We start from the raw sequence: 25636 nt of genomic DNA, 5'->3' as shown, positions 1-25636 counted from the left end.
GGATCAACCCTCGCCTGCGAAGACGCGAACCGAAGAGGGTGACAGTCTGACGAAAGTCCGGCCGCGAAGGCCGGCATCGTCTGTGCCCCTGGCCGACGAGCTTTGGATCTGAAGCTGCGTGCCGTCCTGCATCCGGACGATCAGCGTGCGATGCGAGCCGAGGAAGATGGATGTCTCGATTTCTCCCGGGATCGCGCCATCCGGGCTCTGGCTCGTGCTGAGGGTCTCGGGCCTCGCCGCGACGCGCACCGGGCTGCCGGTGGTCAGGTCGCCGCGCCCGCCAAACTGCGAGCGGGGCACGGCGATGGACTGTCCGGAAACCTCGATGATCGCCTCGCGATCGCCGATGCCGGTGACGACGCCCTTCAGGAAATTCATCTTGCCGATGAAGTCCGCCACGAAGCCGGTCTCGGGCTCGTGGTAGAGCGAGACGGGGCTGCCGAGCTGCTGGATCCGCCCCTGATCCATGACCGCGATGCGGTCGGACATCGTCAGCGCCTCTTCCTGGTCATGCGTCACGTAGATGATCGTGACGCCGAGGCTCTCATGCAGCTTCTTGATCTCGATCTGCAGCTCCTCGCGCAGCTTCTTGTCGAGAGCGCCGAGCGGCTCGTCCATCAGCAGGACAGGCGGCTGGAAGACGAGAGCCCGCGCGACGGCGACACGCTGCTGCTGGCCGCCGGAGAGCTGGGCGGGCATGCGGGCGCCGTAGTCCTGAAGGCGGACGCGCGCGAGGGCCTGCTCGACCAGCGGCGCCATCTCGTCCTTGCCGAGCCCGCGCATCTTCAGCGGGAATGCGACGTTCTGGGCGACGCTCATATGGGGAAACAGCGCATAGCGCTGGAAGACCATGCCGATGCCGCGCTTGTTCGGCGGCACATGGGTCAGATCCCGTCCCCCGAGCGCGATCGAACCCGAGCTCGGCGTCTCGAAGCCCGCGAGCATCATCAGAAGCGTCGTCTTGCCGGAGCCGGAGGGGCCTAGCAGGGACAGGAACTCGCCCGCTTCGACCTGAAGATCGATATGATCGACGCCGATCACGGAGCCGAATCGCTTGGTGATGCCCGTAAAGGTGATCGCCTCACCCTTGATCGAGGGCTCTTGCCCGGGTGGCGAGAATGCGTGCTTCTCCGACATCCTGTTCATGATCCCCATCATTTTCTGTAAGTGCGCTGGCGGTCGAAGGCCTGCCGGCTGCTATCGCTATTTTGACGTTTGATGTATCATTTATCGGTTGTCAACTCCTGGGTCTGGTAGGATGGCGGCTGTCTCGCTATTTGGCGCATCAGACAACAACACGAGGATCACATGTCGGAGCATCCGCTGGCAGGCGTCGTTTCACCGATCGTCAGGCAATCCAGTCTCGGTGAGCTCACCTACGAGCGGCTCAAGCAGATCATCGTGGCCGGCTCGTTTCCGCCCAACGAGAAACTGACGGTCAGGTCCGTCGCTGCCGCGCTGGGCGTCAGCACGACACCGGCCCGCGACGCGATCAACCGTCTCTTGTCGGAGGGGGCTCTCGTCAACGAAGGTCCCAAGACGGTGGTCCTGCCTTCACTCACCCTTGAGGCGCTCGACGAGATTGCGGCGACGCGGATTGCCTTGGAAGGGTTGGCGGCGGAACGCTCGGTAGGCCACGTCGAAGCGCCCCATATCTCGGAACTGGAGCGCCTGCAGGGCGAGATCAACGCAGGCCTCGACTCGGCCGATTATCGAGAAGTGCTGCGTGCCAACCGCGAGTTCCATTTTCTGATCTACCGGCTGGCAGGCTGGCCGCGGCTGGTCGGCATGATCGAATCGCTCTGGCTGCGGGTTGGGCCGTCTCTCAACGGCCTTTATCCCCATTTCGCCACCAATCGACAGGGCGTTTCGAACCACATGTCCGCGCTCGACGGCTTACGTGCCAGAGACGGATCGAAGGTGCGCGCCGCCATGGAGCAGGACATTCGCGACGGCTATGCGCGCCTGAAAGCCAAGATCGATTCTCAAGCCTGAGAACGAAGCGCCGGCATCGGCAAATATTTTTGTTGCACCAAACATCAATATCGGGCTAGCTCTCTCCAACCGCCGGCATGGCGGCCCATGGATGCATGAGAGCAATGACCGCAGTGACACCCCAGGGACATAATTCGGTAGGTAGCGCTTCGACGTTGGCGTTCGAGCGTGCAGGAAAGGTTTTCGTCGACGGAACGACGCGGGTCACGATCGAGCGGGACCCGGTTCCGCGCTACATGGAGAGCGGCGAAGGCGCTTATCTGCGCGATCTCGACGGGCGCCGCTTTCTCGATCTCAACGGCAACTTCACCACCCTGATCCATGGCCACCGGTTCGGCCCGGTGATCGAGGCCGTCACCCGCCAGTTGCAGGCGGGGACCTGTTTTGCGAATCCGACCCTGGCCGAGATCGAGCTCGCCGAACTGATCTGCGGGCGCGTGCCCGGTGCCGAGACGATCCGCTTCGTGAATACCGGTTCCGAGGCCGTGATGTTTGCGATCAAGGCAGCCCGGGCCGCGACGGGCCGTCCGGCGATCGCCAAGATCGAGGGCGCCTATCACGGCGCCTATGACTGGGTCGAGGTCAGCCAGTCCAGCACGCCAGCCAACTGGGGCGCCGAGGATGCGCCAAGCGCCGTGCCCTATTATCGCGGCATGCCGGATTCGGTTCTGGAAGAGGTCGTCACGCTCCGCTTCAACCGTCCCGAACTCGCCGAAAAGCTGCTCGCGGCCAATGCCGGCAGGCTTGCCGCGATCGTCCTCGACCCGATGCCGAGCCGTGCCGGCCTGATCGCGCCGAAGCCGGAATTCGTCGCGGCCATCCAGCGGGCCGCGGCCAAGCACGGCATTCTGATCATCGCCGACGAGGTGCTGAGCTTCCGGCAGGGCTATCAGGGTGCGGCGGCACGCTACGGGCTCAAGCCGGATCTGATCACCCTGGGCAAGATCATCGGCGGCGGGTTGCCGATCGGCGCGATCGCCGGACGGCGCGAGGTCATGAACGTCTTCGACGCCTCCGGCGGCAAGCCGCTGCTGCCTCAGGGCGGCACCTTCTCGGCCAACCCGCTCTCGATGGTCGCCGGCCTCGCCTCGATGACGGCACTCGACCAGGCGGCCTTCGCCCGTCTCGAACATCTCGGCGACAGGCTCCGGAAGGAGCTGACCGCAGCCATCGTGCGCCATCACGCTCCGTTCTGCGTCTCGGGCGCGGCGTCGCTGTTCCGCATCCATCCGAAAGCGGCATTGCCGAACGACTTCCGCGAGGCGACCCCGAACGCTGCCCAGGCCCATGCGGTCAGGGAACTCAGCCGCTTCTTCGCCGAAGCCGGCATCATCCTGCCGGTGGGCGCTGCGGCCTGCCTCTCGACACCGATGACCACCGATGACGTCGACCAGGTCGTCTTGGTGTTCGATGCCTTCCTCGCCGCCCGCGGCGACCTGATCGAAAGCCTTGCAGCATGACCAAGCCGACCGAAACCGTCGCCCAGGCGATCGCCCGCGCGCTCAAGCGCCACGGCGTCGAGGTCATCTTCGGCCAGAGCCTCCCTTCTGCCGTCATCCTCGCGGCGGAAGCCATCGGCATCCGCCAGATCGCCTATCGCCAGGAGAACATGGGCGGGGCGATGGCCGACGGCTACGCCCGGATTTCGGGGCGCGTGCCGGTGGTGGCCGCGCAGAACGGACCGGCGGCGACGCTGCTCGTGGCCCCCCTGGCCGAAGCGCTCAAGGCCAGCATCCCGATCGTCGCCATCGTCCAGGAGGTCGAGCGGCATCAGGTCGACAAGAACGCCTTCCAGGAGTTGGACCACATCGCGCTGTTCTCGTCCTGCGCGAAATGGACGCGCAGGCTCGGCGGGGCCGATCGCGTCGATGACTATGTCGACGCCGCCTTCATCGCGGCCGCGAGCGGGCGTCCGGGCCCTGCGGTCCTGCTGTTGCCGGCCGATCTCCTGCGTGAGCCGGTCGCTGCGTCAGCCGTGGCTCGCTCGGCGAATTACGGCACGTTCCCGGCCGATCGGGTCCGCCCCGGCCAGGCGGCCATCGAGCAGGCCGCCAGGCTGATCGCCGAGGCGCGGAACCCGGTCGTTATGGCGGGCGGCGGCGCGCTTTCGCAGGGCGCGCCGGCCGCGCTGGCCGCGTTGCAGGATCTGGCCGGGCTGCCGGTCTTCACCACCAATATGGGCAAGGGCGCCGTCGACGAGCATCACCCCCTGTCCTGCGGCGTGCTCGGAGCGCTGACCGGGCCGACATCGCTGGGCCGTCAAAGCCGCGAGCTGCTGCAAGAGGCCGATCTCATTCTTCAGGTGGGTACGCGCAACAACCAGAACGGCACCGACAGCTGGCGGCTGGTGCCGAACTCCGCGCGCCTGATCCAGATCGATCTCGACCCTCAGGAGATCGGCCGCAACTACGAGGCCTTTCGCCTCGTCGGCGACGCAGCCGAGACGCTGGGGGCGCTTACGGAGGCCCTTCGCAAGGTCGATCTGAGCCGCCGCACGCAGGCTCGCCCCGCGCTGGAGCAACGGATCATGGGGTTGTGGGAGAGCTTCGACCAGCGCCGCGCACCGTCGACGGGACACAATACCAGCCCGATCCGGCCCGAGCGCGTCATGGCCGAACTGCAGACCCTGCTGACGCCCGACATGATCGTCGCCGCCGATGCGAGCTATTCCTCGATGTGGATCGTCGGGCAGTTGCGTGGCCTTGCACCGGGCATGCGCTTTCTGACGCCGCGCGGTCTTGCCGGGCTGGGCTGGGGCTTGCCTCTGGCGATGGGAGCCAAGGTCGCACGCCCTGGGTCGAAGGTCGTCGCGCTCGTCGGTGATGGCGGCTTCGCTCATTCCTGGGCCGAGCTCGAAACGATGGTCAGGATGGGCATCGCGCTGACCGTGATCGTCCTGAACAACGGCGTCCTTGGTTATCAGAAGGATGCCGAGACGGTGAAGTTCGGTCGCTATACAACCGCTTGCCATTTCGCGCCGGTCGATCACGCTGCGATCGCGCGCGCCTGCGGCTGCGAGGGCGTTCATGTTCGGGAGGCGGCTGAGATCCTGCCCGCGCTGCGTGCGGCACTGCAGAGCGACCGGCCGATCCTGATCGAGGTCGCCACCGATCCGGACGCGCATCCGGCGATCTCGCTCTATGACGGCACGCTCGACAAGGCGCCGCAAGAGGCGGAGCTCGTCTGATGAAGCCGGTTCGTCCCGTCGCGGTCGTTTCGGGAGGCAGTTCGGGGATCGGCCTCGCCACGGCCGAGGCATTTCTCGAAGGAGGCTGGGCGGTCGCCCTGTTCAGCCAGCAGCGGGCGAATGTGGAGAAGGCAGCAGAAAGCCTCGGCCAGCGCTTCGATCGGAGCGCCATCCACGCGGATACGCTCGATCTTCGTGACCCCGCGGCCATCGCGGCCTTTTTCCGGGATGTCGAGGCGCATCTCGGCCATGTCCAGGCTCTCGTCTGCAATGCCGGCTTCTCGCCGAAACGCCAGGAGGGCCGTGCACCGCTCGCCGAAATCCCGTTGGCGGAGTGGAACGACGTGCTCTCGGTCAACCTGACCGGCGCGCTGCTCTGCTGTCAGGCGGTACTGCCCGGCATGGCGGAGCGGCGGCATGGCCGGATCGTGCTCATCGGCTCGCTCGCCGGGCGCACGCAGCCGCGGATCGCAGGCGCGAGCTATGCCGCTTCCAAGGCAGCGCTGGCCGGCCTCTCGCGTTCGATCGTCTCCGAATACGCGCGGCACGGCATCACTGCGAACACGATCGCGCCGGGCCGCATCGTAACGGAGATGACCGGAGATCCCTCGGCTCCCGCCAACCAGGCCGCGTTGTCGCGCATTCCGTCCGCCCGGCTCGGCCGGCCGGAGGACATCGCCCGCGCCGTCCTCTTCCTCTGCGCGCCGGAAGCCGGGTTCGTGAACGGTGCGATCCTCGACATCAACGGCGGCGAATTCACCCCGTCCTGAAAGCTCCTCCGCATGACCCCGCAGCCCTGCGACATCCTGATCGAGAGCGCCACGGTTCTCACCGTCGATACGGACGACACGGTGATTGCCGACGGCGCCGTAGCGATCACCGGGGCCGACATCGTCGCAGTGGGCGATACGGCGAGGTTGCGTGAGACCTACGCGCCGCGCGAGCGCATCGACGCCAAGGGCGGCGTCGTCCATCCCGGCTTCATCGATGCCCATATCCACATCTCGCAATACACCTCCCGCAGCGTGCTCCAGCGCATGGAGGCGGCCTCCGTCACGATGGGGAACTGGAAATCCGCGCTGCGCCCGGAAGATGAATACGCCAGCGCCGCGCTCGCCACGCTCGACTATTTCCGGGCCGGCTATACCGGCTTCGTCGATCCCGGCACCATCTTCATGCCCGATGCCGTCGCGCAGGTTGCAGACGATTTCGGTATCCGCATCTGGCTCACCGACCCTTACGTCTCGGACCGCGCCCGTGCGTTGGCCGAGAACCAGCCCGAACTCGTCAGCCCGAGCTTCCTGAAGCTCTGGCCGCGCGATCTCGAGGAAGCGCTGGAGCGGCTCGGCCGCGAACTGCGCCGCAACGCGGAGCCCGGCGGTCTCGTCCACGCCTTCGTCGGCATCTATGGCGCCGACACAGCATCGCCAGAGCTGTTTCGCGCCGCGCTCGATCTCGCGCGGCGGAACGGCGTCCAGTTCCAGGAACATCGCGGCTACAGCCCGAACGCCTATCGCGCCGGCGAAGCGGCCGGCGAGACGATCGCCGCGTTGCAGGAAGCGGGCGCGCTCGGTCCCGGCACGACCTTCGTCCACATGAACCTGGTCCATCACGGCGACGTCGAGCGTCTCGCCGGCAGCGGCACGGGGATCGTCTGGTGCCCTTATTCGCAGATGCGGATGATAGGCAGCGAAAAAGGCCGGCCGCGTATGCTCGATCTCGCCCGCGGCGGCGCGGCGGTCGGGCTCGCGACCGACATTCCCCGCAGCGTGCGTTTCGACGCGCTGGGCACGCTCGCTCATGCCAATGCCGCCGTCTGCGGCACGCCGGCGACGCCGGCCGAGATCATGCGGATGCGCACCGCTGGGGCCGCTGCGAGCGTGGGCGCCGGAGGCTGGACCGGCAGCATCGCGCCGGGCAAGCGCGCCGACATCGTCTTGCGCGCGCCGGACGCATCCGAGGCGCTGGATCTCGATCCGGTCTGGGAGACCGCAATCCTCGGCAGCGCGACGCCGCCGCGTGCGGTCTTCGTCAATGGACGCTGCGTCGCCCGGGATGGACTACCCGAAAGGCAGGAGCCCGGCGCGGTGATCGAGCGGGCACATGCCTCGGCAAGCGGCCTCATGCGCCGCTGCGGCCTCAGCAACTGACGTCAACGAGACAGAGAGAGAGAGAGAAGGGGACCACGCATGAATCGTCGCGAATTCGTCAAGGCCGGTGCCGCCGCGCCGCTGCTCGGCCTGCCGCTCCTCGATCCCGCACAGGCGCAGGCCGCCATCGACGCGTTGGTCGAGCGCGCCAACAAGGCCGGCGAAAAGGACGTCGTCGTCGCCGGCGGGACGGGGGCCTATGGCGAGCTGGTCAAGAAGACCTTCTACGATCCGTTCACGGAGATGACCGGCATCAGGGTCGTTGCCACCGGTGGCTCCTATGGCGAGAAACTCGCCAAGCTCAAGGCGATGACGCAGGTCAGGCGAGTCGAATGGGACGTGCTCACGCTGTCGGTCGACTCGCTGACCCCCGAGAATCGCCGCTTCTTCCGCGATCTCGGCCCCGCCTGCGAGGCGACGCCGAACGTGGCGCGAGAAGGTGTCGACGGGGCTTGCCTGCAATATGGCGCCCTGTTCGACGTCGGCGGTGCTCTGCTGACCTATAGTCTCGACGCCTTTCCCGCCTCCGGTCGACAGCCCGCGAGCTGGGTGGATTTCTGGGACGTGAAGGCCTTTCCGGGGCCGCGTTCGCTGCCCAATGCCGGCACACCCTGGTGGAACCTGATCGCCGCGCTGCTCGCGGACGGGGTCGCCGTCGACAAGCTCTTCCCGCTCGATCTCGATCGCGCCTTCCGCAAGCTCGATGCGATCAAGCCGCACATCGCCGTTTGGTGGCGCAGCGGCGACCAGAGCCAGCAGATCTTCCGGTCGAAGGAGGTCGTCATGGCGATGATCTTCGCGGGGCGGGCAATGCGGCTTCGCTCGGAGGGGCTGCCGGTCGGTGTCTCATGGAACGGTGCGCCGCTCGATGCCTCGTTCTGGGGCGTACTCGAAGGTGCCCAGCGCCCGAACGCGGGGCTCGCCTTGCTCAACTTCGTCTACAGCCGCCCCGGCGCCCATGCCGCCTTCGTCAAGGAGGGCCTGGCAGCCACCGGCCTCAAGGGTGCATTGCCGCTGCTAGAGCCCGCGATCGCGCGCGATCTGGCGACCGCGCCCGAAAACTGGCCGCGCATCGTCAAGATCGATCGCGACTGGCTCGACGCCAATCAGGACGCCGTTCTGCGCCGCTGGGCCGACTGGCTCGCGCGCTGAACCGTTCCAACGAAAGCCTACGGAAGAGACAGGAAGCACCGTGACAAAGCTCGACCGATTGATCGCCGCGGCACTGCTCGCGCTCGCCTTGCCCGCCACCGTCCATGCCCAATCCGGCAAGGAACTCGTGATCGCCACCACCGGTGGTGCGCAGGAGCAGGAACTGCGCAAGCACTTCTATGAGCCCTTTGAGAAGGCGACCGGGATCAGGATCCGGCCGGTCTCGGGTGCCGAAGCCCAGACGGTCGCACGCGTCAAGGCGATGGTGACGGCGGGAAGCGTCTCCTGGGATATCTTCCAAGCGGGCGACATCCAGTCCTCTTCGGACGAGTATCGCGCCCTGACCGAAGACCTCGGCAGCTTCTGTGAGCCGCTGAAGGGCAATGACGACCTGTTGCCCGGCGCCTGCAAGCCCACCGGCCTGCTCGCTGCCTATGGCACGACACTGCTGGTCTACAACGACGCCAAGTTTCCGGGCCGCAAGCCACGCAGCTGGGCGGATTTCTGGAACGTCAAGGATTTCCCGGGGCCGCGGTCGCTGCCGAATTTCAACGACCCGTGGCGCGTCCTCGCCGCCGCCCTTCTGGCAGATGGCGTACCGGTCGACAAACTGTTCCCGCTCGACCTCGACCGGGCCTTCCGGAAGATGGACGAGATCCGGCCGCATGTTGCGCTCTGGTGGAAGACCGGCGACCAGAGCGTCCAGGGCTTTCGCAACGGCGAATACGTCATGGGCATGATCTGGCAAACCCGGGCGTCCGCCCTTCGCGCCGAGAAGCAGCCCTTGGATTGGAGCCAGAACCAGGCCGTGCTGGTCGGCGATCGCTGGGCCCTGATCAAGGGCGCGCCAAACCGCGAGAATGCCCTGCGTTTCCTGAAATTCTACGTCGAGAACATCGAGGGCCAGGCGCGCCGCTGCGAAGCCCAGACCTGCACGCCGACCAGCCGCAAGGCCGCCGCGATGATGAGTGCCGAGGCCCAGAAGGCCCTGCCGCTGGCGCCCGACGTGTTCGGCGGCCTCGTCGTGCCCGACGCGGATTGGATCAACGCCAACAAGACCGCGATGCTCAACCGCTGGAACGCCTGGCTTCAGCAATAAACGGGCGGCTCCACGATGCGCATCTTCGTCTCCAGCCTCTTCCACGAGGGCAACAGCTTCAGCCGGCTGCGGACCGGGCTCGCCAGCTTCGCGATCGTTCGCGGCAAGGCCCTGCTCGAAAAGGTCGCGCAGGGTAGTTCGGGACTCGCTGGTGGCTGCAGGCGGCTTACGGCGAGCGGAGCAGAGATCCTGACCGGAGTTTCGGCGGTCGCGCCGCCCGGCGGGCCTGTCGAGGACGTCGTCTTCCAAGATCTCCTTTCCGAGATCGTCGGTGAGGTCGAGGCGCAGCGGCCGGACGGCGTCTTCCTCGACCTGCACGGCGCCATGATCACGGAAAGTCTCGACGATCCAGAAGGCGTGCTGCTCGCCGCCGTCCGCCAGGCGCTTGGGCCGCGAGCCGTCATCGCCGTCAGCCTGGACCTCCACGCCCATGTTACGCCGGCGATGCTGGAGAATGCGGACATCGTCGTCGCCTGCAAGGAGAACCCGCATACCGACTACGATCTCGCCGGCGAGCGCGCGGCCGCTCTCCTCGTCGAGACCTTGCAGGGCAAACTCGCGCCGGTGACGGCTTCGGTCTGGCTGCCCTTCATTTTCGGTGCGCAGATGGAGACAGCGAGAGGCCCACTCGCCGCGCTACATGCCAGGCGATGCCAGATGATGGCTGCCAATCCGCAGCTGCTCGACATTTCCATCTACAACTGCACCACGCTGGTCGATGTGCCAGACGGGCAGCAATGCATCACGGCCATCGCCGATGGCGACGCGCAGCTGGCCCAGGCGGCTGTGGAGGAACTCGCGGCGCTGTTCTGGACCCAGCGCGACGCCTTCGTCTCCGATTTCATGCCCCTGCATGACGCCTTGTCGGCGGTCACGGCAGGACGCATCGCGCGCCCCGCCATCCTCGGCGATCAGGGCGACCGTGTTCTCGCGGGCACCCCGGGAGACGGCACGGCGATCCTGCATGAACTCGCCATGCGCTGGCCGAACCTCGAGGCCGTCGTCCCGATCACTGACCCCGCCATAGTCCGCATCGCGCAGATGGCGGGAATCGGAGCAGAGATCGAACAGCCGCTCGGCGGTACCCTCTCGTCCGGTATCTGCCCGTTCCGGTCTCGCTGGGTGGTTGCCGGTCTCGGAGACGGCCGCTTCGTTCAGGACGGTCCGTATCTCAGGAACGAGCCGGCGACGCTCGGCGATACGGCGATCCTGCGTTCCGGCAACCTGACGGTGCTCGCCATGAGCCTGCCCGGCTTCACCCAGGACCCAGCGGCTTTCCGCAGCCAGGGCATCGATCTCGCCGACAAGGACATCGTGGTGGTCAAGTCCGGTTACCACTTCAAGATTTCGTTCGAGACGATCGGTCCCTGCCTCGTAGTCGATACGCCCGGCATCTCGAACTACCGGCCGGGGCTTTTGCCCTTCGCGAAGCGGCGGCCGATCCATCCCGAGGACATCATCTCCCGGCCGGCCCTGACCGCCCGAATCTTTGCGAGCGTTGCCGATGAGCGGCGATCGCTTGCGCGTCACTCGACCAACCACAGCCAAAAAGGGGACTGACACCATGCGAGCGAGACAACATCCGCGGCCTCTCACCAGAAGGTCGCGCGTGCGGACTCTTTCGATCCTGGCCGGGCAGATCGCACTGTCGGCCGCGCTGGGCACGTCCGTGCTGGCGCAACCAAAGGAGGTCGTGGTCGCGACGACCGGCGGCACCTATGACCGCGCCCTGAAAGAGGTCTGGTTCGAGCCTTTCACGAAGGCGACGGGCATCGGCGTCGCGACGGTCGTGGCGACGGATTCCGAGCAGCGTACGCGGGCCCAGGCCATGGCCAACGCCGGCAAGGTGACCTGGGACATCATCAACAATGTCGACATCATCGCCGAGTCGACCCAGAATCGCAGCTTCTCGCGCGACTTGACCTCGTTCTGCAAAAGCTTCGAAGCGCGAAAGGATCTCGCGGAGAAGACCTGCGGCCCCGCCGGCGTGAAGATCTCCTTCAACGCGACGCTGATGGCTTTCAACACCGAGCGCTTCAAGGACGGGCCTCCCGGAAACTGGGCCGATTTCTGGAACGTCTCGCGCTTTCCCGGCCCCCGGGCGCTACCGAGCTTCAATGACCCCTGGCGTGTCTTCGCCGCGGCGCTGCTGGCCGACGGCGTCCCGGCCGACAAGCTGTTCCCGCTCGATGTGGACCGAGCTCTGAAGAAGCTCGATCAGATCAAGCCGCAGGTCCAGCTCTGGTGGCGGACGGGGGACCAGAGCCAGCAGGGCTTCCGCAACGCCGAATATGTGATGGGAATGATCTGGGGCACACGGGCGGCCGCGCTCAAGGCCGAGAAGCAACCGGTCGCGGTGTCCTATGATGGAGCTTTTCTGCTGGCCGACACGATGCAGATCCTACGCGACGGACCCAACTCGACCGGGGCCGAGGCGCTGCTGAAGTTCTATCTCGACAATCCCGACGTCCAGGCGAAACTGGCCGAGCGTCTGAACGTGACACCGCCCAGCCTCGACGCCGTGGCGAAGATGAGCGATGCCGCGCGGGCCAACATTCCGAACTCGCCGGAGGCCTTCAAGGCGATCGTCAAGCATGATGCTGCCTGGATCGCCGCCAATCAGGCGCGCTTGCTCGAAGCTTGGAACAGCTGGATCCAGAAATAGCGCTATCGGGATGCCGGCTCGGGGATCCCGAGCCGGCGCGAGCGGGTCGCCCGCATCAGCCCCATTACGGCTTCATTGCCGCGATTCGACATTCGGTGCGCCGGCCGTGGAGAGGCCCGAGGAGATGTTGATGATCGCTCCGCCAGAGCCACGGCTCGCGGTCGACATGCGCGGGATCGCCTCGCGAATGCAGGCCATGGCGCCGAAGAGATTCACGTCGAAGACCTGCCGGATCGTCGGGTCCGGAACGTCGACGAAACGCTCACGCATGCCGACTAGACCGGCACAGTTTACGAGCCCCTTCAGGCAGCCCAGCTCGGCCGCGCTGGCATTCACCCTGCCAGCATGAAATCTGCCAGGCTGTAACAGTGACTGGCCTGGTAGGCGTTCCGCCCCCGGTTCATGTGCATCAAATTGAAAGTCCGAATGGCGCATAGGATCCGCGGCATTTCAAGGAAACGACGGATCGAGGCGCAGCCCAGGACATTGACGCCGAACATGTCCGGGCCATGTGGGAAGAAATAGCTGATATCCTCCGGCGCCGTGACGCAGCTCTCGAGAAAGGCCTCGTCCAGATGGCTGCGTGCGAGCGAATGGTCCGTGGTGAAATCCGAGAGGCGCATCAGGCAGCGCGCACGGACACCTTCTTCGGCCGCATAGAGTGTGAAAAGTTCCATCCAGCTCGCGTTGACGCGGACAAGCGGCTTGTCGGACGTCGAAGGCAGGCAGGAAACCGACCAGTAGTGACGTTCGCTCCTGCGCGGGATGGGGATGCAGTTCCGGCCATAGAGGCCGAGAAGCGCCAGGACGTCCTGTGCCTGCGGGCGGCGAAGCAGCTTTTCAAACCGGGGGATGTACTTGAACCGCAGCTCCAGGGACTCGGAGCGCTCGTCGGCGTCGGGCAAGCCAGCCGTGCCCTCGATCCAGGCGCGCTGCTGTTCAGGATCCAGAAACCGGCGCAGGCCGGTCGTGCTGCGTCGAGGAACCGTGCTTGCGCCACGTGCCATGTGAGATCCATCTGAGCCCGGCGTTCCGAAGGGCTCATCATGGATCGGTTTCTGGTCAGGACATGTCCGCAGCCGAGCATCGCACGAGCCTGCAGGAGGCCGCCTGCCGACCCGGTGGAGATCGGGATGCTTGCCGCGGACTGCAAGCTCGTTCCCCGAGGTGTCGCTGTTCGAAGAGATGCCGCCGGCTTCATCGGGGGATGCATTGACGCATTTCAATTTGATGTTACAGTGAGTAACTCTAAATTGGAATTCAACAGTGTCGCCCCGTGCTTATCGTCAGGTCGCACGCGCCCATGCCGTGCAAGACACCGAGCAACAAATCGTGGACGCTCTCAGGCACCTCCTGAGCGAGCGCTGGTTTGAGGACATCACGCTCGACGATATCGCCAGGGCGGCCAATACGACCCGACAGACCGTGATCAGGCGATTCGGCGACAAGGCTGGCGTGCTGAGCGCGATGGCCGATGGGCTCGATGCGGAGATCAGGACCAGGCGCTGGCACAACCCCGGAAAGACCGTCGCTGCGATCATCACGGTCCTGGTGCAGGACTATGAACAGGCGGGCGACATCGTTGTCCGCACGCTCAGCCAGGAGGCGCGCATTCCCGAGTTCGGCGCGATCCTCGCGCGCGGCCGCAATAGTCACCGCGCGTGGATCGAGGAGATGTTCGCGGCTTGGCTCGACAAGCTGCCTCCCTCGGCGAAAGCCGACCGTCTCGCACAGCTGCTGGCGCTGACGGATGTGTGGGTGTGGCATCTGCTGCGCCGCAACCAAAACCATACGGCCGGCGAGACCGGCCGGCTGATGATCGAGGCAGTGGAACGGCTGCTCCACGAGGGCGCGGTTCGTTAGATTTCCGGTTCAGGTGCAGGAACTCCGACATGACACAGCTGTCGAGCCCACAGACGCCTCTGCGCATTCTGGTGACGGGATGGGAAGGCGGCGGCAACGTGCCGCCCTTCATCGCCGCCTTGCGAGGCCTCGCGGCCCGCGGCGATGACGTTCGCCTGATCGCCGATGATTCCATGAGAGCCGAGGCGATTGCGGCCGGAGCACGCTTCCAGCCCTGGACCCGTGCTCCCAACCGGCCGGATCGAAGCGCCGCCAGCTGTTTCGTGCGCGATCGGGATATCGCGGACCCGATCGCTGCGTTTCGGCAATGGTGCGGTCGGATCTTCGTGGGTCCGGCACGGGACTATGCGCTCGATATTCTGGATGCGCTGGCCGCGGAGCCCGCGGACCTGATGATCGGCTCGGATCTGCTCTTCGGCGGCATGTTAGCCGCGGAAGTCTCCCGGACCCCTCTTGTGCTGCTCGCAGCCAACATCTCCCTGTCGCCATTGCCCGGCCACCCGCCGTTCGGGCCGGGTTTCCAGCCCGCTGGAAACCCGGCCGAACAGGCGCGCGATGCGGAAGCCGCAGCCGTCGGCGAGGCGCTCTGGAACCAGGCGCTGCCAGCCCCCAATGCCGCCCGCGCCCATTTTGGCCTCGCCCCGCTCGCGCGCGTCCTCGATCAGGCCGCCCGCGCCGGGCGCTGCCTGCTCGCGACCAGCCCCAGCTTCGACTTTCCCGTCGCTCGGATGCCGGAGTATGTCCGCTATGTCGGCCCCCTCCTGGAGGAGCCGAGCTGGGCGGTCACTTCCGGACACCACGCAATCGGCATCGACACGCGCCCGAGAGCGCTGGTTTCCTTCAGCACCACGCATCAGGGGCAGGACAAAGTCTTGCGTCGTATCGTTGCTGCGCTCGGCCAACTCCCGGTTAGCGCCGTGGTGACGCTCGGCAAGGCATTGGAGCAGCTCGCAATCGAAGCACCGGACAATGTCCGCATCCTCGACAGCGCGTCGCATGAGGCGATCCTGCCATCGACGCAGGTCGTCGTGACCCATGGCGGACACGGCACGGTCCTGCGTGCGCTGCGTCATGGCGTTCCCCTGGTCGTTATGCCGATGGGACGCGACCAGAACGATAATGCCGCCCGCGTGGAATATCATCGGGTCGGCATTCGCTTGGCCCCGACAGCGAGCCCGTCCGAAATCGCACGCGCGGTTCAGGATGTCCTCGCCGATGCCAGCTTCGCGGAGCAGGCCAGGCGAATGGCCGGCCTGCTCGCGGCGGAAGGCTCCAGCGTTGATCGCCTAATCGCAGAGATCGAAGCCTTCGCCGCCGGGCATCGAGCCGATAAGCCGGGCCAGGCGGCCTGATCGCCTGCGACTTCCGGACGGTTCCATCGCCGGAAGCATGCAGACTTGCCGCCTTCCAAGGAGAAGCGAGATGTATCGCCTTGCCTTTGCCACTGTCATCGCCCTGACAAGTCTCCCAGCCATTGGCCACGCCGATGTGAAGCGGGGCGAGTACCTGGCCACGATCATGGACTGCGGCGGCTGCCATACACCCGGCCAAATGCTCGGCAAACCCGACCATTCCCGCTTCATCGCCGGAGGCGACGTCGGCTTCCATATCCCCAATGTCGGTATCTTCTACCCGCCGAACCTGACGCCAGATCCGGAGACGGGACTGGGCAAATGGTCGAAGGCAGACATCATCAAGGCGGTAACCAAAGGCGAGCGACCGGACGGCCGGGTTCTGGCACCGGTCATGCCTTGGCATTCCTACGGCAGGCTCAACCCGCAGGACGCCGACTCGCTGGCAAGCTATCTGAAGTCGCTGAAGCCGATCTCCAACAAGGTGCCGGCGATCACCCCTCCACAGGACAAGCCGGCCAGCCCTTACTTGACGGTCATCTCTCCATGAAGGCCGTCCGCCGAACTTGAGCTCGAAGTGCTTGTTGCTGACTGGCGCATCGCATTGCGCCAGTTCCGGACGTTGATGCTAAGCCCATAACCGGACGCTGGAACCCGCCGCCAGGGGCTGGTCGACCGTCTGTCCGGCCCCTGATCGTCTGTCGAATTGGCCCGCAGGATCCCCGGCGCATTCATCACGCGTGGGTGAGCTGACCTGTCTCGCGTAATGAGAGTTCATGCGTGATCGCAACGTCGAGAGCTGCCAGCAACCCCTGTAGATTTGCGATGTCCTGCGCCCGGGCGAGATACACCACGGGATAGGTGATGACGTCCTGCGCCATGAAGCGGCGCTTGTCGATCAGCATCTTCTTCAAATGCAGGAGGTTCTCGAGATGGTCGCCAGCGGGGACATGCTCGCCGAAATCATCCGCCGGGCGCGCATAGCCGGCGGTGTCCTGCAAGGTGTCGTACTTGTCGAGCGACGGGGGAGCCGTGAACATGGTCGTGTCCTTTCATGGGAAGGGCGGCCGCGCGATCACGCGGCGGCGCCGAATTCGGCCGGGATATTCGCTTCGAGCAGACGTCTCAGACCCGGATCGCTGAAAAAGATCTCGTTGTTCGGATCGAGCCGACCTGCCGTGATTCCCTCGGCGTATTTCTGGGTGAAATCGACGAGCGGCCGAAGCCTGCGCTCCCATTCGCGCAACTCGTGCTGTTGCGAGGCCCCCGCAGAAACCGTGGCCGCAAGCGAATAGGCTGTCATCATCGCCGTATTCGCCCCCTGTCCCAGAGCGGGGGTCATGCCGTGCGCCGCATCGCCGATCAGCGCGCAACGCCCGGCATGCCATGCCGGCGGGAAGATCGAATGGTAGACGTCGTAATGTCCGCTCTTGCCGATCCTCTCGAAATAACGGCGCAGCATCGGGAAGGTGGCCGACCAGAGCTCGACATCGACGGGCTGGCGCCCGGCATCAGAATCGGACAGGAGGTTGACCAGGATCATGTACATCAGCGTCGGCGAGCACGGCAGCAAGCCGACACGGCGTCCGCTGGGATCGTTGAACTCCCGCCCGACGCGGGTATTGCCATCGAGGAAATCGCCCGGCTCGATCGGAATCAGCAACCGCAGCGCCCCCTTGCGGTGTTCACCGAGCGGCAATTCGCCCATCACCCCCCGCCGCACGGCTGACCTGATGCCGTCGGCACCCACCACGAGATCGGCCTCGAGTCGGCGGCCGTCCTCAAGAAGGATCGCCCCGGCGTCCTCGGCTCCGACCACGCGCGAGCCGGACGCAAGCGTCACGCCGGACATTCGAGCCGCCTCGACCAGAAGATCCACGAGCGCCTGGCGATGGAACATCACGATCCGCCCGCCCGTTGCGTTGAACGGTTCATACTCGGTCGCCTTCTCGCCGGAACTGCGATAGATGCTCCAGCGTTCGAGCCTATGACCGGACGTCTCGATTTGGCCGCCGAGGCCGAGCGCCTCGAGAATGCGCAGGCCGTTCTCGAAGATCGGGAAGCCGTTGCCGTTGGCCCTGAGCGCCGGGCTCCTTTCGTAGACGGTGACCCGCCAGCCCCGCCTTGCGAAGACGATGCTGGCGACGAGGCCGGCGATGCCGCCGCCGGCGATATGGACTGTCGACATGTCAGGCGTTTCCTGCGGGACGCGTGGTCCAGAGTTCAATGAGCGGCCCGCCGGCCCCGTAGACCGGGTCGAAGGCCGGGATCGGGACGCGCTGCGAGCGCTCGACCATGCGGGCGTACTCGTCGGCATCGCCGAGACGAAAATCATGGATGGCGTAACCGGATGGGAAGGCGCCGGTCAGCCTGAGATCTTCTGTAATCGTCTCGCCGAAATGCCCGACGCCGGCCGGGATCACGACAATGTCCCCGGCCTCCATCGTCACCCTGATGCCGTCATGGCCGCCGAAGCGCCCGACGAGTGCGCCGCGCGTGACCGCAATCAACTCATGCGTGTCGCTGTGGAAATGGTGCTTGGGGTACATGCCGAACGAGCTGTGCCAATCCGGTGGCCAGCCATTGCGCCGCAAAAGCGCTTCCATCTCGGGAGGCGTGCCACCGATCACGCCGCGATAGAGCAGCAGCGGCAGATGCGAATTCGGAACGCGACCGTTCCCACGCAGAAAATGCGTTTCGATCGTCACCGTAGTTCCTTTCCCGCGAGAGCGGTGTTGCTGAAGAGAACGGCCTCAATCGAGCAGGAAGCCGTCGAGAAAGATGTCGATGCCGTTGGCGTAGACCTGCTCGCTCGTGCGCTCGTAGAGAGAGATCCGCCCGGTTGCGGCCAGATAGGCGCAGCCCATCCATTGCCCCCACAGGGAGAGCGTCGCCGCGCGGGCGTCGACCGGCCGGGCCTCCTGTCGTTCGATACCGAGAACGATCGCGCGTTCGATCGTGGCGATGCCTTCGTCGAGCTTGATGCGAACCTGTTCCGCCGCTTCCGGAGGCAGAGATTCCTTGCGGCCTGGAAGATAGAAGAACGACAGGGTTCGGAAATACTCCTGATGATCTCGGAAGAAATTCATGTATTCCGTTGTCATCCGGAAAAGATTGTTCTTCACCGAGTCCGTTTCGATCAGAGCGCGCTTTAAGCCACCGATCATGCCATCGAGATCGCGCAGCAGAAGAGCCGTGTAGATATCCTGCTTGCTGTTGAAATACTGGTAGATCGTCGCGCGCGACAACCCCGATGCGCTAGCAATATCCTCGACGTTCACGGCACTGAAATCCGCATCCACGAAGACGGTCTTCGCCGCATCGAGAATCTGGTTGCTGCGGTGCGCTGCCTTGAGCCCACGTTTCCGGTCAGACTGAGTCACTGTGCTGTCACCTTTCTCAAACGCCGAGATAGGCGCGTCGCAAAGCGTCGTCATCAAGCAGCGTGCAGCCCGCCCCCTGCATGACGCAGGCGCCGCTTTCGAGGACATAAGCGTAATCCGCGTTGCGCAGCACGTGCACCACCTGTTGCTCGACGATGAGCACCGGAACGCCGGTGTCGCGGATCGAGCGGACGAGGCTGAAGACCTCCTCGACCAGCATGGGGGCGAGGCCGAGTGTCGGCTCGTCGAGCACGAGCAGGCGCGGGCACGACATCAGGCCTCGCCCGATCGCGCACATCTGCTGCTCGCCGCCCGACAGCGTGACCGCCTGCTGCCCGCGGCGTTCCTTCAGCTTCGGCAGGAGCGAGAAGACGAAATCGAGCTGCTGCTGACGCTTCGGCCGGGCCGGGCGCGGATAGGCGCCGAGCTCCAGGTTTTCCTGCACCGTCATGAACGGAAACAGGCGGCGCCCCTCGGGAACGTGGATCAACCCGCGCTCGACGATCTCGTGGGCGGACAGCCGCTCGATCGCTTCGCCATCGAAGCTGACCGAGCCCGTGCGGTTTGCGATCAGCCCGGATATCGCCGACAGCGTCGTGGTCTTGCCGGCGCCGTTGCTGCCGACGATCCCGACGACCTGGCCCGGACCGACCTCGAACGAGAACTCTTCCAGCGCCGGCACGTCGCCGAAGCGCACCGACAGATTTCGAATCGCCAGCATCACAGACCCCCATCCGCTTTGAAGTTCGGGCCCAGATAGGCGGAGAGCACCTTCGGATCGCGGGAGATCTCTTTCGGCGAGCCCTGCGCGATCGGCTCGCCATTCTGCAGGACGAGGATCTCGTCCGAGAGGCGCATGACCGCGCTCATGTGATGCTCGATGACGACCACCGCGAGGCCGCGATCGCGCAGGTCGTGGATGAAGGCGATCATGCGCTGCACCTCGATCGGGATCAGCCCGCCCATGACCTCGTCGAGCAGCAGGACCGAGGGGCGCGTCGCCAGCACCTTCGCCATCTCGAGCCGTTTGCGGTCTCCAATGGACAGGCTGCCGGCGCGCAGCTCGGCCAGGCGCGACATGCCGAGATCATCGAGGACAGCAGCGGCCGCCTCGCGTGCCTCGGCGATCGACGCCGTTCGCAGCATCGCGCCCATGACCACATTCTCGAGCACGGTGAGGCCGCGGAAGGGCTGAACGACCTGGAAGGTCCGCACCAGCCCGGCTCGGCAGCGATCCTCGGGCGACAGTCCCGCCAGGGGCCGGTCGTCAAGCTGCACGGACCCGGAATCCGCAGGGATGAAGCCGGTCAGGAGGTTGAAGACGGTGGTCTTGCCGGCCCCGTTCGGCCCAATGATCGAGAGGATGCGGCCCGATTGCGCGGTGAAGGACACGTTCTGCACGGCGCGAAGCCCACCGAAGCTCTTGCTGAGCCCGCTGCACGTCAGGGTCGCCATCCGAACCTCCTGGTCAAGGCGTCGCGCAGTCCCGGCCCCAGCCCTCCGGGCATGGCGAGCAGGACGATGATCACGATCCCGGAATAGGCGAGCTGCGTGAGACCCGAGATCTGGTTGCCGAGATAGATCTGCATCGCCAACGAGACACAGGTCACCACTGCCGCCCCGATGATCGGCCCATAGGCCGTGCCGAGCCCGCCAACGATCGCCATGAGCGCGAAGTTGAGGGAGAGGCTGAGGCCCATCACGCTGTCGGGATCGATGTAGAGAAAATACTGCGCATGCAGCGTCCCGCACAGGCTGGTCATCCCGGCCGAGAGAGCGAAGATGCCGATGCGGATCGGCAGCGTCCTGATGCCGAGCGCGCGGGCAGCATCGTGGTTTTCGCGGAAGGCGACCAGCGAATAGCCGAGCTTGCTGCCCGCGATCAGCAGCGTCACGGCGTAATAGGCGGCCATCAGACCGAGCGCGACGTAGACATAGACCGCCTTGTTCGCGAAGGTCAGGTTGAGCGCGTTCGGCTGCAGCGGGATCGCCAGCCCCGAGGATCCTCCCGTGAGGTCGCGGAAGTTGATGGCGCTGATGTGGATCACGGCGCCGAAGGCCAGCGTCGACATGACGAAGAACGCGCCCTTCAGCCGCAGCGTGATCATGCCGAGCACGATCGCCGCGGCGGCGCTGATCGCAGCGCCCGCCAGCATTCCCAGCAGCGGGCTGATGCCAGCCTTGAGGAACAGCAGCGTCGAGGTGTAGGCGCCGATGCCGTAGAAGGCGGCGTGCCCGAGCGAGAGCTGCCCCGCATAGCCGCCGGACAGGTTCCAGGCGAGCGCGGCGGCCGCTGACAGCAGCGACATCATCACCATGTTCAGCACGAATGGGTCGCTGACGAGGATCGGCAGGCCAGCGAGCACGGCGAAGGCGGCTATCGACCAAGCATGGCGCGGCGGCCGAATGGGTGCCACCCCGGCGGGGTTGGAAACGGACCGCTCGCTCATGTGACGTCCATCACTTCGGCGCCCTTGCGGCCGAAGAAGCCGACCGGCCGGAAGGCGAGGATCGCCATGAATACGATGAAGTAGACGAATTGCTTCATCTCTCCCCCGAGGAAAAAGCTGGAAAAGGACTCGATCACGCCGATCAGCAATCCGGCCAAGGTGGCCCCGGCGATGCTGCCCATGCCACCGAGCACGACGGCGACAAACGCGACGAGGATGAGGTCGGCGCCCGTATAGGGGTTCACCGGGTAGAGCGGCGCCAGGAGCACGCCTGCAGCGCCCACCAAGGCGCAGCCGATCGCGAAGGTCAGCGCGTAGATGCGGTCGACATTGATGCCGACCAGCCGCGCCGAGCGACGATCCTGCGCCGTCGCGCGGATGGCCGCCCCCATGTAGCTGTATTTGAGGAACAGGGCGAGGGCGACGGTCAGCGCGATCGAGGCCGCGAAGGCCACCATGCGCAGCCACGAGATGTAGAACGGCCCGATCTCGAAAGCCGCCGTCGCATAATCCGTCCGGACGGTGCGGAAGTCGGAGGTGAACAGAACCAGGAAGAGGTTCTGCAGGAAAAGCGACAGCGCGAAGGTGACGAAGACCTGCACGACATGCGGTGCTTCCAGCGTCCGCCTGACCAGCAGGCGCTCGGTGAGCAGGCCGAGCACGAACAGGATCGGCACCACGATGAGGCTGGCGACAAACGGATCCAGCCCCAACAGGTGGTACATGAAGAAGGTCAGGAACATCGCCAGCGTCAGGTACTCGCCATGTGCGAAGTTGACGACCCGCAGCACCCCGAAGACCAGCGTCAAGCCGACGCTGATCAGGGCGTAGATGCCGCCGACGAACAGCCCCGACAATGCGAGCTGCACATAGATTTCCACGATCGGTCCCTCGTGCTGGCGATGTTGTGGCGCGGGGCCCGATGGATCAGCGGGCGCCCCAGGCGGGCAGCGGCACCAGGATCGGATCCGCCAGCTTGTTGGCCGCCGGGAAGACCGAGACCATCCGGCGCGCCTGCCATTGGACGACGCTGCCGAAGGCGCGGGTGTTCTGGCCCTTCGCGTCGAACTTCATGCCCCAGCCGTTGATATAGGCACCGTTGGGAACGTCGGCTGCCAAGGCCGCCTCGCGCAGAGCGGCCGCATCGCCACCCTTGGCCTTGCCGATGATGTCGCGGATCAGCGACATGCCGACGACGAAGCCGAGCGATTCCTGCACGGCGGGGACGACCTTGTACTTGTCCTGGTAGCGCTTGAGAAATTCGTCGCGATCGGCCTTCGTCGCGGGCGAGAGCGCATCGGGGTTGGCGTCGTTCGGATAGGACGACGAGAAGATGCCGTTGACGTCGTCGCCGATCGCCTCGGCGAAGGACAGGGTCGAATGCCCCGCGCTGGTCCCGATGAAGGCTGGCGGCCGGTAGCGCATCTCTTTCATCTGGCGCTGCAGCAGGACGGCATCGTTGATGAACTGCGTCGCAACGATCGCGTCCGGCTTAAGCGAGCGCAGCTTCAGAACCAGCGGCGACAAATCCGTGGTCTTGGCGGAATACAGCTCGTGCAGCGCAACAGTGATGCCGCGTGTCTTCGCCTCTGCGATCGCGGCCGACGACACGTCGACGCCGAAGGCGGAATCCTCGGCAATCACGGCAATCCGGATATTTTTCGGGTCCTTGTTGAGCAGACCGCTCAAGGCCTCGGCGATATAGAGCGGAGCGGGCCTGCCGAGGCCGCCGGCATCCAGCCCGACGCGGAATACATTCTTGAAACCGCGCTCCGTGAAGCCGTTGGCAACCGCCATCCCTTCCCAGTAGAAGGCGCCGTTACGCTCGGCCTCCTGACTGGCGACCATGCCGACCGCGCTGGTCGAGCTGCCGGTGAAAATGCGAACGCCTTCGCGCGCGGCGAGTCTGTTAGTCTCACTGATCGCGGCTTGCGGCGTATGGCCGTCGCCCTTGAACAACGCGATCTTGCGGCCATTGAGCCCACCACGGTCGTTGATCAGATCGACTGCGATCTCGACACCCTGGAAGTTCTGGTTGCCGAAGACAGAGCCCGCGCCCGTCAGCGGAAAGATCCCACCGATCTTGATCGGACCCTCGTCTGCAACCGCGCGGCTCGAAAAAACCGAACTCGCTCCGACCACCCCACCTGCCAGCAACGGCATCACCTGACGACGTGTGATTCTCTTCATGCTGCTTATCCCCTTCGCGCAAAGCGGTCTGATGCCGCCTGAGAAATCCCGCCGACCGCACGTCGCGATCGCCATCGAAGAGAGGTGTCCCACACCGGGTGCGACTACCTATCGTCAACATAATTGCAATCTAAGTTTGAAAAATAGACGCGTCAAACAATTTTGTCTAAAAAACAAACTCGTTTCATGGAGTCGTCAGAATGAAGCTGTTTTTCTCGCCGCAGTCGCCCTATGTGCGGAAGGTCATGATCGTGGCGCACGAACTCGGATGTCTGTCCGAGATCGAGACCGTGCGCATTGCGGCGCATCCGGTGCAGCGCAATGTCGCTCTGGTCGCCCTGAACCCGCTCGGCCAGATCCCCGCTCTGGAACTGGCCGATGGACGTGTGATCTACGACAGCCGCGTGATCTGTGATTATTTGAACGAGACCTGCGGTGGCACGATCCTGCCGACCAAGGGGCCGGCGCGCTGGCGGGCGCTAACCGAGCAGGCGCTCGGCGACGGCATGCTCGCGGGCGCCCTGCTCGCGCGTTACGAGACTGCCGCGCGACCGCCGGAGCGGCAATGGCTGGAATGGCTTGAGGGCCAGCTCGACAAGGCCAGCACCGGGCTGGCGGCGATCGAGAACGATGCGGCGAGCTTGGCGGGTAGGGTGGATATCGGTACGATTACCATCGCCTGCGCGCTCGGCTATCTTGATCTGCGCTTTCCGGATTTCGTGTGGAGGACGCGGTTTCCGCGCGTCGCGGAATGGGAAGCCGGGTTCGCCGCCCGAGACTCGCTCAGAACGACAGCCCCCTCCCTTGATGTGCCGTGACAATTTGGGAGGAGTAGCTAACGAGATGCGCCACAACCAGACATTGGCTGATTGCCGACAAGCGGACCTTGAACATCGGTCCTGAAACGGACATCGAAGGCCCGCTCAAAAAACTGCAAACGGATGTCAATCTCGGTTCGAACCAGGCCACGAAGCTTGTTCGCCTGCCAGTTTACCGTCCAATGGCTGCAACTGCGCAGGCGTCATCCACGTCTGCAGCGTCGCCGGAGACACCGAGCGCGCCTAGGATCTGTTTATCCTCGCGCACCAATACCCCGCCGGCAGCAGGGAGCAACCTGCCGGACAAGAGTGTCGCGGCTGCGGAGAAGAAGGCTGTATTCGCCTCCGCTCGTTCGACGAGGTCGCGCGTATCCAATCCGAGCGCGATGCAGCTCCAGGCCTTCGCCAGGGCGAATTCGTGCCGGGCGATCGTGGCCCCGTCCTCTCGGGCTGATGCGACGATATGGCCCCCGGCATCGACGACCACCGCCGCCAGCGGCCGTGCGCCCAGTGCGCGGCCGGCTGCCAGAGCCGCGGCGATCAGGCTCTGCGCCCGTTCCAGAGTCATGGTGCCTCCCGTACTCAATATGTGCAGCGCCCACCCGAGAGATCGAAGACCGAGGCGGTGGTGAAGCTGTTCTCGCGGCTGACCAGCCAGGCGACCATGGCGGCGGCCTCGTCCACCTCGAGAAAGCGGGCACGGGGAATGCGCGACAGCATGTATTGGATGAAATCCGGCTTAAGCGTGTCGAGGATGCGCGTCTTGGCTGTGGCTGGCGAGATCGCGTTCACGGCGATGTCGTAACCGGCGAGCTCCTTGCCCAGCGATTTCGTCAGGCCGATCACGCCCGCCTTTGCGGCCGAATACGCGGCGAGATTCGGGTTGCCTTCCTTGCCTGCGACCGACGAGATATTGACGATCCGCCCATAATTCCGCGCCTTCATGCCGGGCACGACGACCTTGTTCACATAGAAGGTACCGTTCAGGTTGACCTCGACGACGCGGCGCCACTCGTCGGGGTCATAGGCGTCGAGCGGGGCGTTGCCGCCGGCGATGCCGGCTGAGTTGACGAGGATCGAGACCGGGCCGGTTTCGGCTTCGACTTCGCGATGGGCATGCGTCAGGCGGTCGAGATCGGTGATGTCGACCTGCTTGGCGGAAGCTCCGGAGCCCAGCAGCGCCAGCGCCTTCTTCAATTCGTCCGAGTCGCGATCCCAGAGGCTGACGCGCGCGCCCGAGGCAATGAGCCGCTTGGCGATTGCGAGGCCCAGCCCCTGGGCGCCGCCGGTGACGACCGCGACCTGGTCGTCGAGGGAAATTCTGTTCATGGC

General features: G+C 65.3%; 27 protein-coding genes. 13 read left to right on the top strand and 14 right to left on the bottom strand.

The window, feature by feature from the left end; genetic code table 11:
* Window positions 1–3: 3 nt before the first annotated feature.
* Window positions 4–1137 carry an ABC transporter ATP-binding protein gene (locus tag AC1RLU_RS13000; protein ID WP_492796213.1) on the bottom strand — a complete coding sequence of 378 codons (1134 nt, stop codon included), beginning with the start codon at window positions 1135–1137 and terminating at the stop codon, window positions 4–6.
* Between the two features lie 171 nt (window positions 1138–1308).
* Here AC1RLU_RS13000 and AC1RLU_RS12995 point away from each other — a divergent pair, with 171 nt between their 5' ends.
* The 9 genes from AC1RLU_RS12995 (at window position 1309) to AC1RLU_RS12955 (ending at window position 12248) form a co-directional block, all read left to right on the top strand.
* A complete protein-coding gene (locus tag AC1RLU_RS12995) occupies window positions 1309–1995 on the top strand; it encodes a GntR family transcriptional regulator (protein WP_061971449.1) in 687 nt (228 codons plus the stop codon).
* Window positions 1996–2099: 104 nt separating this feature from the next.
* Window positions 2100–3455, top strand: a complete 1356-nt coding sequence (locus AC1RLU_RS12990) for an aspartate aminotransferase family protein (RefSeq protein WP_492795996.1) — start codon at window positions 2100–2102, stop codon at window positions 3453–3455.
* A complete protein-coding gene (locus AC1RLU_RS12985) occupies window positions 3452–5182 on the top strand; it encodes an acetolactate synthase catalytic subunit (protein ID WP_492795994.1) in 1731 nt (576 codons plus the stop codon). Before AC1RLU_RS12990 ends, AC1RLU_RS12985 begins: the two co-directional genes overlap by 4 nt.
* Window positions 5182–5952, top strand: coding sequence for a 3-oxoacyl-ACP reductase FabG (gene fabG / locus AC1RLU_RS12980; protein WP_492795992.1), 771 nt, complete (start codon window positions 5182–5184; stop codon window positions 5950–5952). The genes AC1RLU_RS12985 and fabG overlap by 1 nt, the downstream gene beginning before the upstream one ends.
* A gap of 12 nt (window positions 5953–5964) precedes the next feature.
* Window positions 5965–7332 (top strand): amidohydrolase family protein, encoded by a 1368-nt coding sequence (locus AC1RLU_RS12975; RefSeq protein WP_492795990.1) that lies wholly within the window; start codon window positions 5965–5967, stop codon window positions 7330–7332.
* A gap of 39 nt (window positions 7333–7371) precedes the next feature.
* On the top strand, window positions 7372–8484 hold the full coding sequence (locus tag AC1RLU_RS12970; RefSeq protein WP_492795988.1) for an extracellular solute-binding protein: 1113 nt from the start codon (window positions 7372–7374) through the stop codon (window positions 8482–8484).
* 40 nt (window positions 8485–8524) lie between these two features.
* On the top strand, window positions 8525–9583 hold the full coding sequence (locus AC1RLU_RS12965) for an ABC transporter substrate-binding protein (protein WP_492795986.1): 1059 nt from the start codon (window positions 8525–8527) through the stop codon (window positions 9581–9583).
* Window positions 9584–9598: 15 nt separating this feature from the next.
* Window positions 9599–11143 (top strand): M81 family metallopeptidase, encoded by a 1545-nt coding sequence (locus AC1RLU_RS12960; RefSeq protein ID WP_492795985.1) that lies wholly within the window; start codon window positions 9599–9601, stop codon window positions 11141–11143.
* A gap of 49 nt (window positions 11144–11192) precedes the next feature.
* Complete coding sequence (locus AC1RLU_RS12955) at window positions 11193–12248, top strand: ABC transporter substrate-binding protein (protein ID WP_492795984.1); 1056 nt, start codon at window positions 11193–11195, stop codon at window positions 12246–12248.
* Window positions 12249–12320: 72 nt separating this feature from the next.
* Here AC1RLU_RS12955 and AC1RLU_RS12950 read toward each other — a convergent pair whose 3' ends face one another.
* Window positions 12321–12683: an SDR family NAD(P)-dependent oxidoreductase gene (locus tag AC1RLU_RS12950; protein ID WP_492795982.1), complete on the bottom strand. Its 363-nt coding sequence runs from the start codon at window positions 12681–12683 to the stop codon at window positions 12321–12323.
* Window positions 12581–13255: a hypothetical protein gene (locus AC1RLU_RS12945; protein ID WP_492795980.1), complete on the bottom strand. Its 675-nt coding sequence runs from the start codon at window positions 13253–13255 to the stop codon at window positions 12581–12583. The genes AC1RLU_RS12950 and AC1RLU_RS12945 overlap by 103 nt, the downstream gene beginning before the upstream one ends.
* A 259-nt stretch (window positions 13256–13514) precedes the next feature.
* Between AC1RLU_RS12945 and AC1RLU_RS12940 the strand changes: the two genes are divergently transcribed.
* The 3 genes from AC1RLU_RS12940 (at window position 13515) to AC1RLU_RS12930 (ending at window position 16013) form a co-directional block, all read left to right on the top strand.
* Window positions 13515–14111, top strand: a complete 597-nt coding sequence (locus AC1RLU_RS12940; protein ID WP_061971430.1) for a TetR/AcrR family transcriptional regulator — start codon at window positions 13515–13517, stop codon at window positions 14109–14111.
* On the top strand, window positions 14009–15463 hold the full coding sequence (locus tag AC1RLU_RS12935) for a glycosyltransferase (RefSeq protein ID WP_492795979.1): 1455 nt from the start codon (window positions 14009–14011) through the stop codon (window positions 15461–15463). The genes AC1RLU_RS12940 and AC1RLU_RS12935 overlap by 103 nt, the downstream gene beginning before the upstream one ends.
* 70 nt (window positions 15464–15533) lie before the next feature.
* Complete coding sequence (locus AC1RLU_RS12930; protein ID WP_492795977.1) at window positions 15534–16013, top strand: c-type cytochrome; 480 nt, start codon at window positions 15534–15536, stop codon at window positions 16011–16013.
* 184 nt (window positions 16014–16197) lie between these two features.
* Here the strand turns inward: AC1RLU_RS12930 and AC1RLU_RS12925 are convergent, their stop codons facing one another.
* The 9 genes from AC1RLU_RS12925 to AC1RLU_RS12885 are packed head-to-tail and all read right to left on the bottom strand — an operon-like array spanning window position 16198 to window position 23486.
* On the bottom strand, window positions 16198–16503 hold the full coding sequence (locus AC1RLU_RS12925; RefSeq protein WP_492795976.1) for a hypothetical protein: 306 nt from the start codon (window positions 16501–16503) through the stop codon (window positions 16198–16200).
* A gap of 35 nt (window positions 16504–16538) precedes the next feature.
* The gene (locus AC1RLU_RS12920; RefSeq protein WP_492795974.1) at window positions 16539–17651 is read right to left on the bottom strand and encodes an FAD-dependent oxidoreductase; all 1113 of its coding nucleotides are present in this window, start codon (window positions 17649–17651) and stop codon (window positions 16539–16541) included.
* 1 nt (window position 17652) lies between these two features.
* Complete coding sequence (locus tag AC1RLU_RS12915) at window positions 17653–18171, bottom strand: cupin domain-containing protein (protein ID WP_492795972.1); 519 nt, start codon at window positions 18169–18171, stop codon at window positions 17653–17655.
* A gap of 45 nt (window positions 18172–18216) precedes the next feature.
* Complete coding sequence (locus AC1RLU_RS12910) at window positions 18217–18900, bottom strand: TetR/AcrR family transcriptional regulator (RefSeq protein ID WP_492796212.1); 684 nt, start codon at window positions 18898–18900, stop codon at window positions 18217–18219.
* On the bottom strand, window positions 18863–19567 hold the full coding sequence (locus AC1RLU_RS12905) for an ABC transporter ATP-binding protein (protein ID WP_492795970.1): 705 nt from the start codon (window positions 19565–19567) through the stop codon (window positions 18863–18865). The genes AC1RLU_RS12910 and AC1RLU_RS12905 overlap by 38 nt, the downstream gene beginning before the upstream one ends.
* Entirely contained in the window at window positions 19567–20301 is a 735-nt protein-coding gene (locus tag AC1RLU_RS12900; protein ID WP_492795968.1) for an ABC transporter ATP-binding protein, read from the bottom strand. Before AC1RLU_RS12900 ends, AC1RLU_RS12905 begins: the two co-directional genes overlap by 1 nt.
* Window positions 20289–21296, bottom strand: coding sequence for a branched-chain amino acid ABC transporter permease (locus AC1RLU_RS12895; RefSeq protein ID WP_492795966.1), 1008 nt, complete (start codon window positions 21294–21296; stop codon window positions 20289–20291). Before AC1RLU_RS12895 ends, AC1RLU_RS12900 begins: the two co-directional genes overlap by 13 nt.
* A complete protein-coding gene (locus AC1RLU_RS12890) occupies window positions 21293–22177 on the bottom strand; it encodes a branched-chain amino acid ABC transporter permease (RefSeq protein ID WP_492795964.1) in 885 nt (294 codons plus the stop codon). The genes AC1RLU_RS12895 and AC1RLU_RS12890 overlap by 4 nt, the downstream gene beginning before the upstream one ends.
* 46 nt (window positions 22178–22223) lie before the next feature.
* On the bottom strand, window positions 22224–23486 hold the full coding sequence (locus tag AC1RLU_RS12885; RefSeq protein WP_492795962.1) for an ABC transporter substrate-binding protein: 1263 nt from the start codon (window positions 23484–23486) through the stop codon (window positions 22224–22226).
* A gap of 200 nt (window positions 23487–23686) precedes the next feature.
* Here AC1RLU_RS12885 and AC1RLU_RS12880 point away from each other — a divergent pair, with 200 nt between their 5' ends.
* Window positions 23687–24304, top strand: a complete 618-nt coding sequence (locus tag AC1RLU_RS12880; RefSeq protein WP_492795960.1) for a glutathione S-transferase — start codon at window positions 23687–23689, stop codon at window positions 24302–24304.
* Window positions 24305–24476: 172 nt separating this feature from the next.
* Here AC1RLU_RS12880 and AC1RLU_RS12875 read toward each other — a convergent pair whose 3' ends face one another.
* Both AC1RLU_RS12875 and AC1RLU_RS12870 read right to left on the bottom strand, forming a co-directional pair.
* Window positions 24477–24872, bottom strand: a complete 396-nt coding sequence (locus AC1RLU_RS12875; protein ID WP_061970840.1) for a GlcG/HbpS family heme-binding protein — start codon at window positions 24870–24872, stop codon at window positions 24477–24479.
* Window positions 24873–24886: 14 nt separating this feature from the next.
* The gene (locus AC1RLU_RS12870) at window positions 24887–25633 is read right to left on the bottom strand and encodes an SDR family NAD(P)-dependent oxidoreductase (protein WP_492795958.1); all 747 of its coding nucleotides are present in this window, start codon (window positions 25631–25633) and stop codon (window positions 24887–24889) included.
* Window positions 25634–25636 lie beyond the last annotated feature (3 nt).

This window comes from Allobosea sp. GW822-FHT05A11 (assembly GCF_058800455.1).
Note: the sequence above shows the minus strand (reverse complement) of the source record. Positions and strands in the feature narration are given on the sequence as shown.

What these genes read in the sequence shown, in the direction of transcription:
- AC1RLU_RS13000 (WP_492796213.1), bottom strand. Translation starts at nt 1,137, where the DNA reads ATGTCGGAGAAGCACGCATTCTCGCCACCCGGGCAAGAGCCCTCGATC.
- AC1RLU_RS12995 (WP_061971449.1), top strand. Translation starts at nt 1,309, where the DNA reads ATGTCGGAGCATCCGCTGGCAGGCGTCGTTTCACCGATCGTCAGGCAA.
- AC1RLU_RS12990 (WP_492795996.1), top strand. Translation starts at nt 2,100, where the DNA reads ATGACCGCAGTGACACCCCAGGGACATAATTCGGTAGGTAGCGCTTCG.
- AC1RLU_RS12985 (WP_492795994.1), top strand. Translation starts at nt 3,452, where the DNA reads ATGACCAAGCCGACCGAAACCGTCGCCCAGGCGATCGCCCGCGCGCTC.
- fabG (WP_492795992.1), top strand. Translation starts at nt 5,182, where the DNA reads ATGAAGCCGGTTCGTCCCGTCGCGGTCGTTTCGGGAGGCAGTTCGGGG.
- AC1RLU_RS12975 (WP_492795990.1), top strand. Translation starts at nt 5,965, where the DNA reads ATGACCCCGCAGCCCTGCGACATCCTGATCGAGAGCGCCACGGTTCTC.
- AC1RLU_RS12970 (WP_492795988.1), top strand. Translation starts at nt 7,372, where the DNA reads ATGAATCGTCGCGAATTCGTCAAGGCCGGTGCCGCCGCGCCGCTGCTC.
- AC1RLU_RS12960 (WP_492795985.1), top strand. Translation starts at nt 9,599, where the DNA reads ATGCGCATCTTCGTCTCCAGCCTCTTCCACGAGGGCAACAGCTTCAGC.
- AC1RLU_RS12950 (WP_492795982.1), bottom strand. Translation starts at nt 12,683, where the DNA reads ATGCGCCATTCGGACTTTCAATTTGATGCACATGAACCGGGGGCGGAA.
- AC1RLU_RS12945 (WP_492795980.1), bottom strand. Translation starts at nt 13,255, where the DNA reads ATGGCACGTGGCGCAAGCACGGTTCCTCGACGCAGCACGACCGGCCTG.
- AC1RLU_RS12930 (WP_492795977.1), top strand. Translation starts at nt 15,534, where the DNA reads ATGTATCGCCTTGCCTTTGCCACTGTCATCGCCCTGACAAGTCTCCCA.
- AC1RLU_RS12925 (WP_492795976.1), bottom strand. Translation starts at nt 16,503, where the DNA reads ATGTTCACGGCTCCCCCGTCGCTCGACAAGTACGACACCTTGCAGGAC.
- AC1RLU_RS12920 (WP_492795974.1), bottom strand. Translation starts at nt 17,651, where the DNA reads ATGTCGACAGTCCATATCGCCGGCGGCGGCATCGCCGGCCTCGTCGCC.
- AC1RLU_RS12910 (WP_492796212.1), bottom strand. Translation starts at nt 18,900, where the DNA reads ATGACGACGCTTTGCGACGCGCCTATCTCGGCGTTTGAGAAAGGTGAC.
- AC1RLU_RS12905 (WP_492795970.1), bottom strand. Translation starts at nt 19,567, where the DNA reads ATGCTGGCGATTCGAAATCTGTCGGTGCGCTTCGGCGACGTGCCGGCG.
- AC1RLU_RS12900 (WP_492795968.1), bottom strand. Translation starts at nt 20,301, where the DNA reads ATGGCGACCCTGACGTGCAGCGGGCTCAGCAAGAGCTTCGGTGGGCTT.
- AC1RLU_RS12895 (WP_492795966.1), bottom strand. Translation starts at nt 21,296, where the DNA reads ATGAGCGAGCGGTCCGTTTCCAACCCCGCCGGGGTGGCACCCATTCGG.
- AC1RLU_RS12885 (WP_492795962.1), bottom strand. Translation starts at nt 23,486, where the DNA reads ATGAAGAGAATCACACGTCGTCAGGTGATGCCGTTGCTGGCAGGTGGG.
- AC1RLU_RS12880 (WP_492795960.1), top strand. Translation starts at nt 23,687, where the DNA reads ATGAAGCTGTTTTTCTCGCCGCAGTCGCCCTATGTGCGGAAGGTCATG.
- AC1RLU_RS12875 (WP_061970840.1), bottom strand. Translation starts at nt 24,872, where the DNA reads ATGACTCTGGAACGGGCGCAGAGCCTGATCGCCGCGGCTCTGGCAGCC.
- AC1RLU_RS12870 (WP_492795958.1), bottom strand. Translation starts at nt 25,633, where the DNA reads ATGAACAGAATTTCCCTCGACGACCAGGTCGCGGTCGTCACCGGCGGC.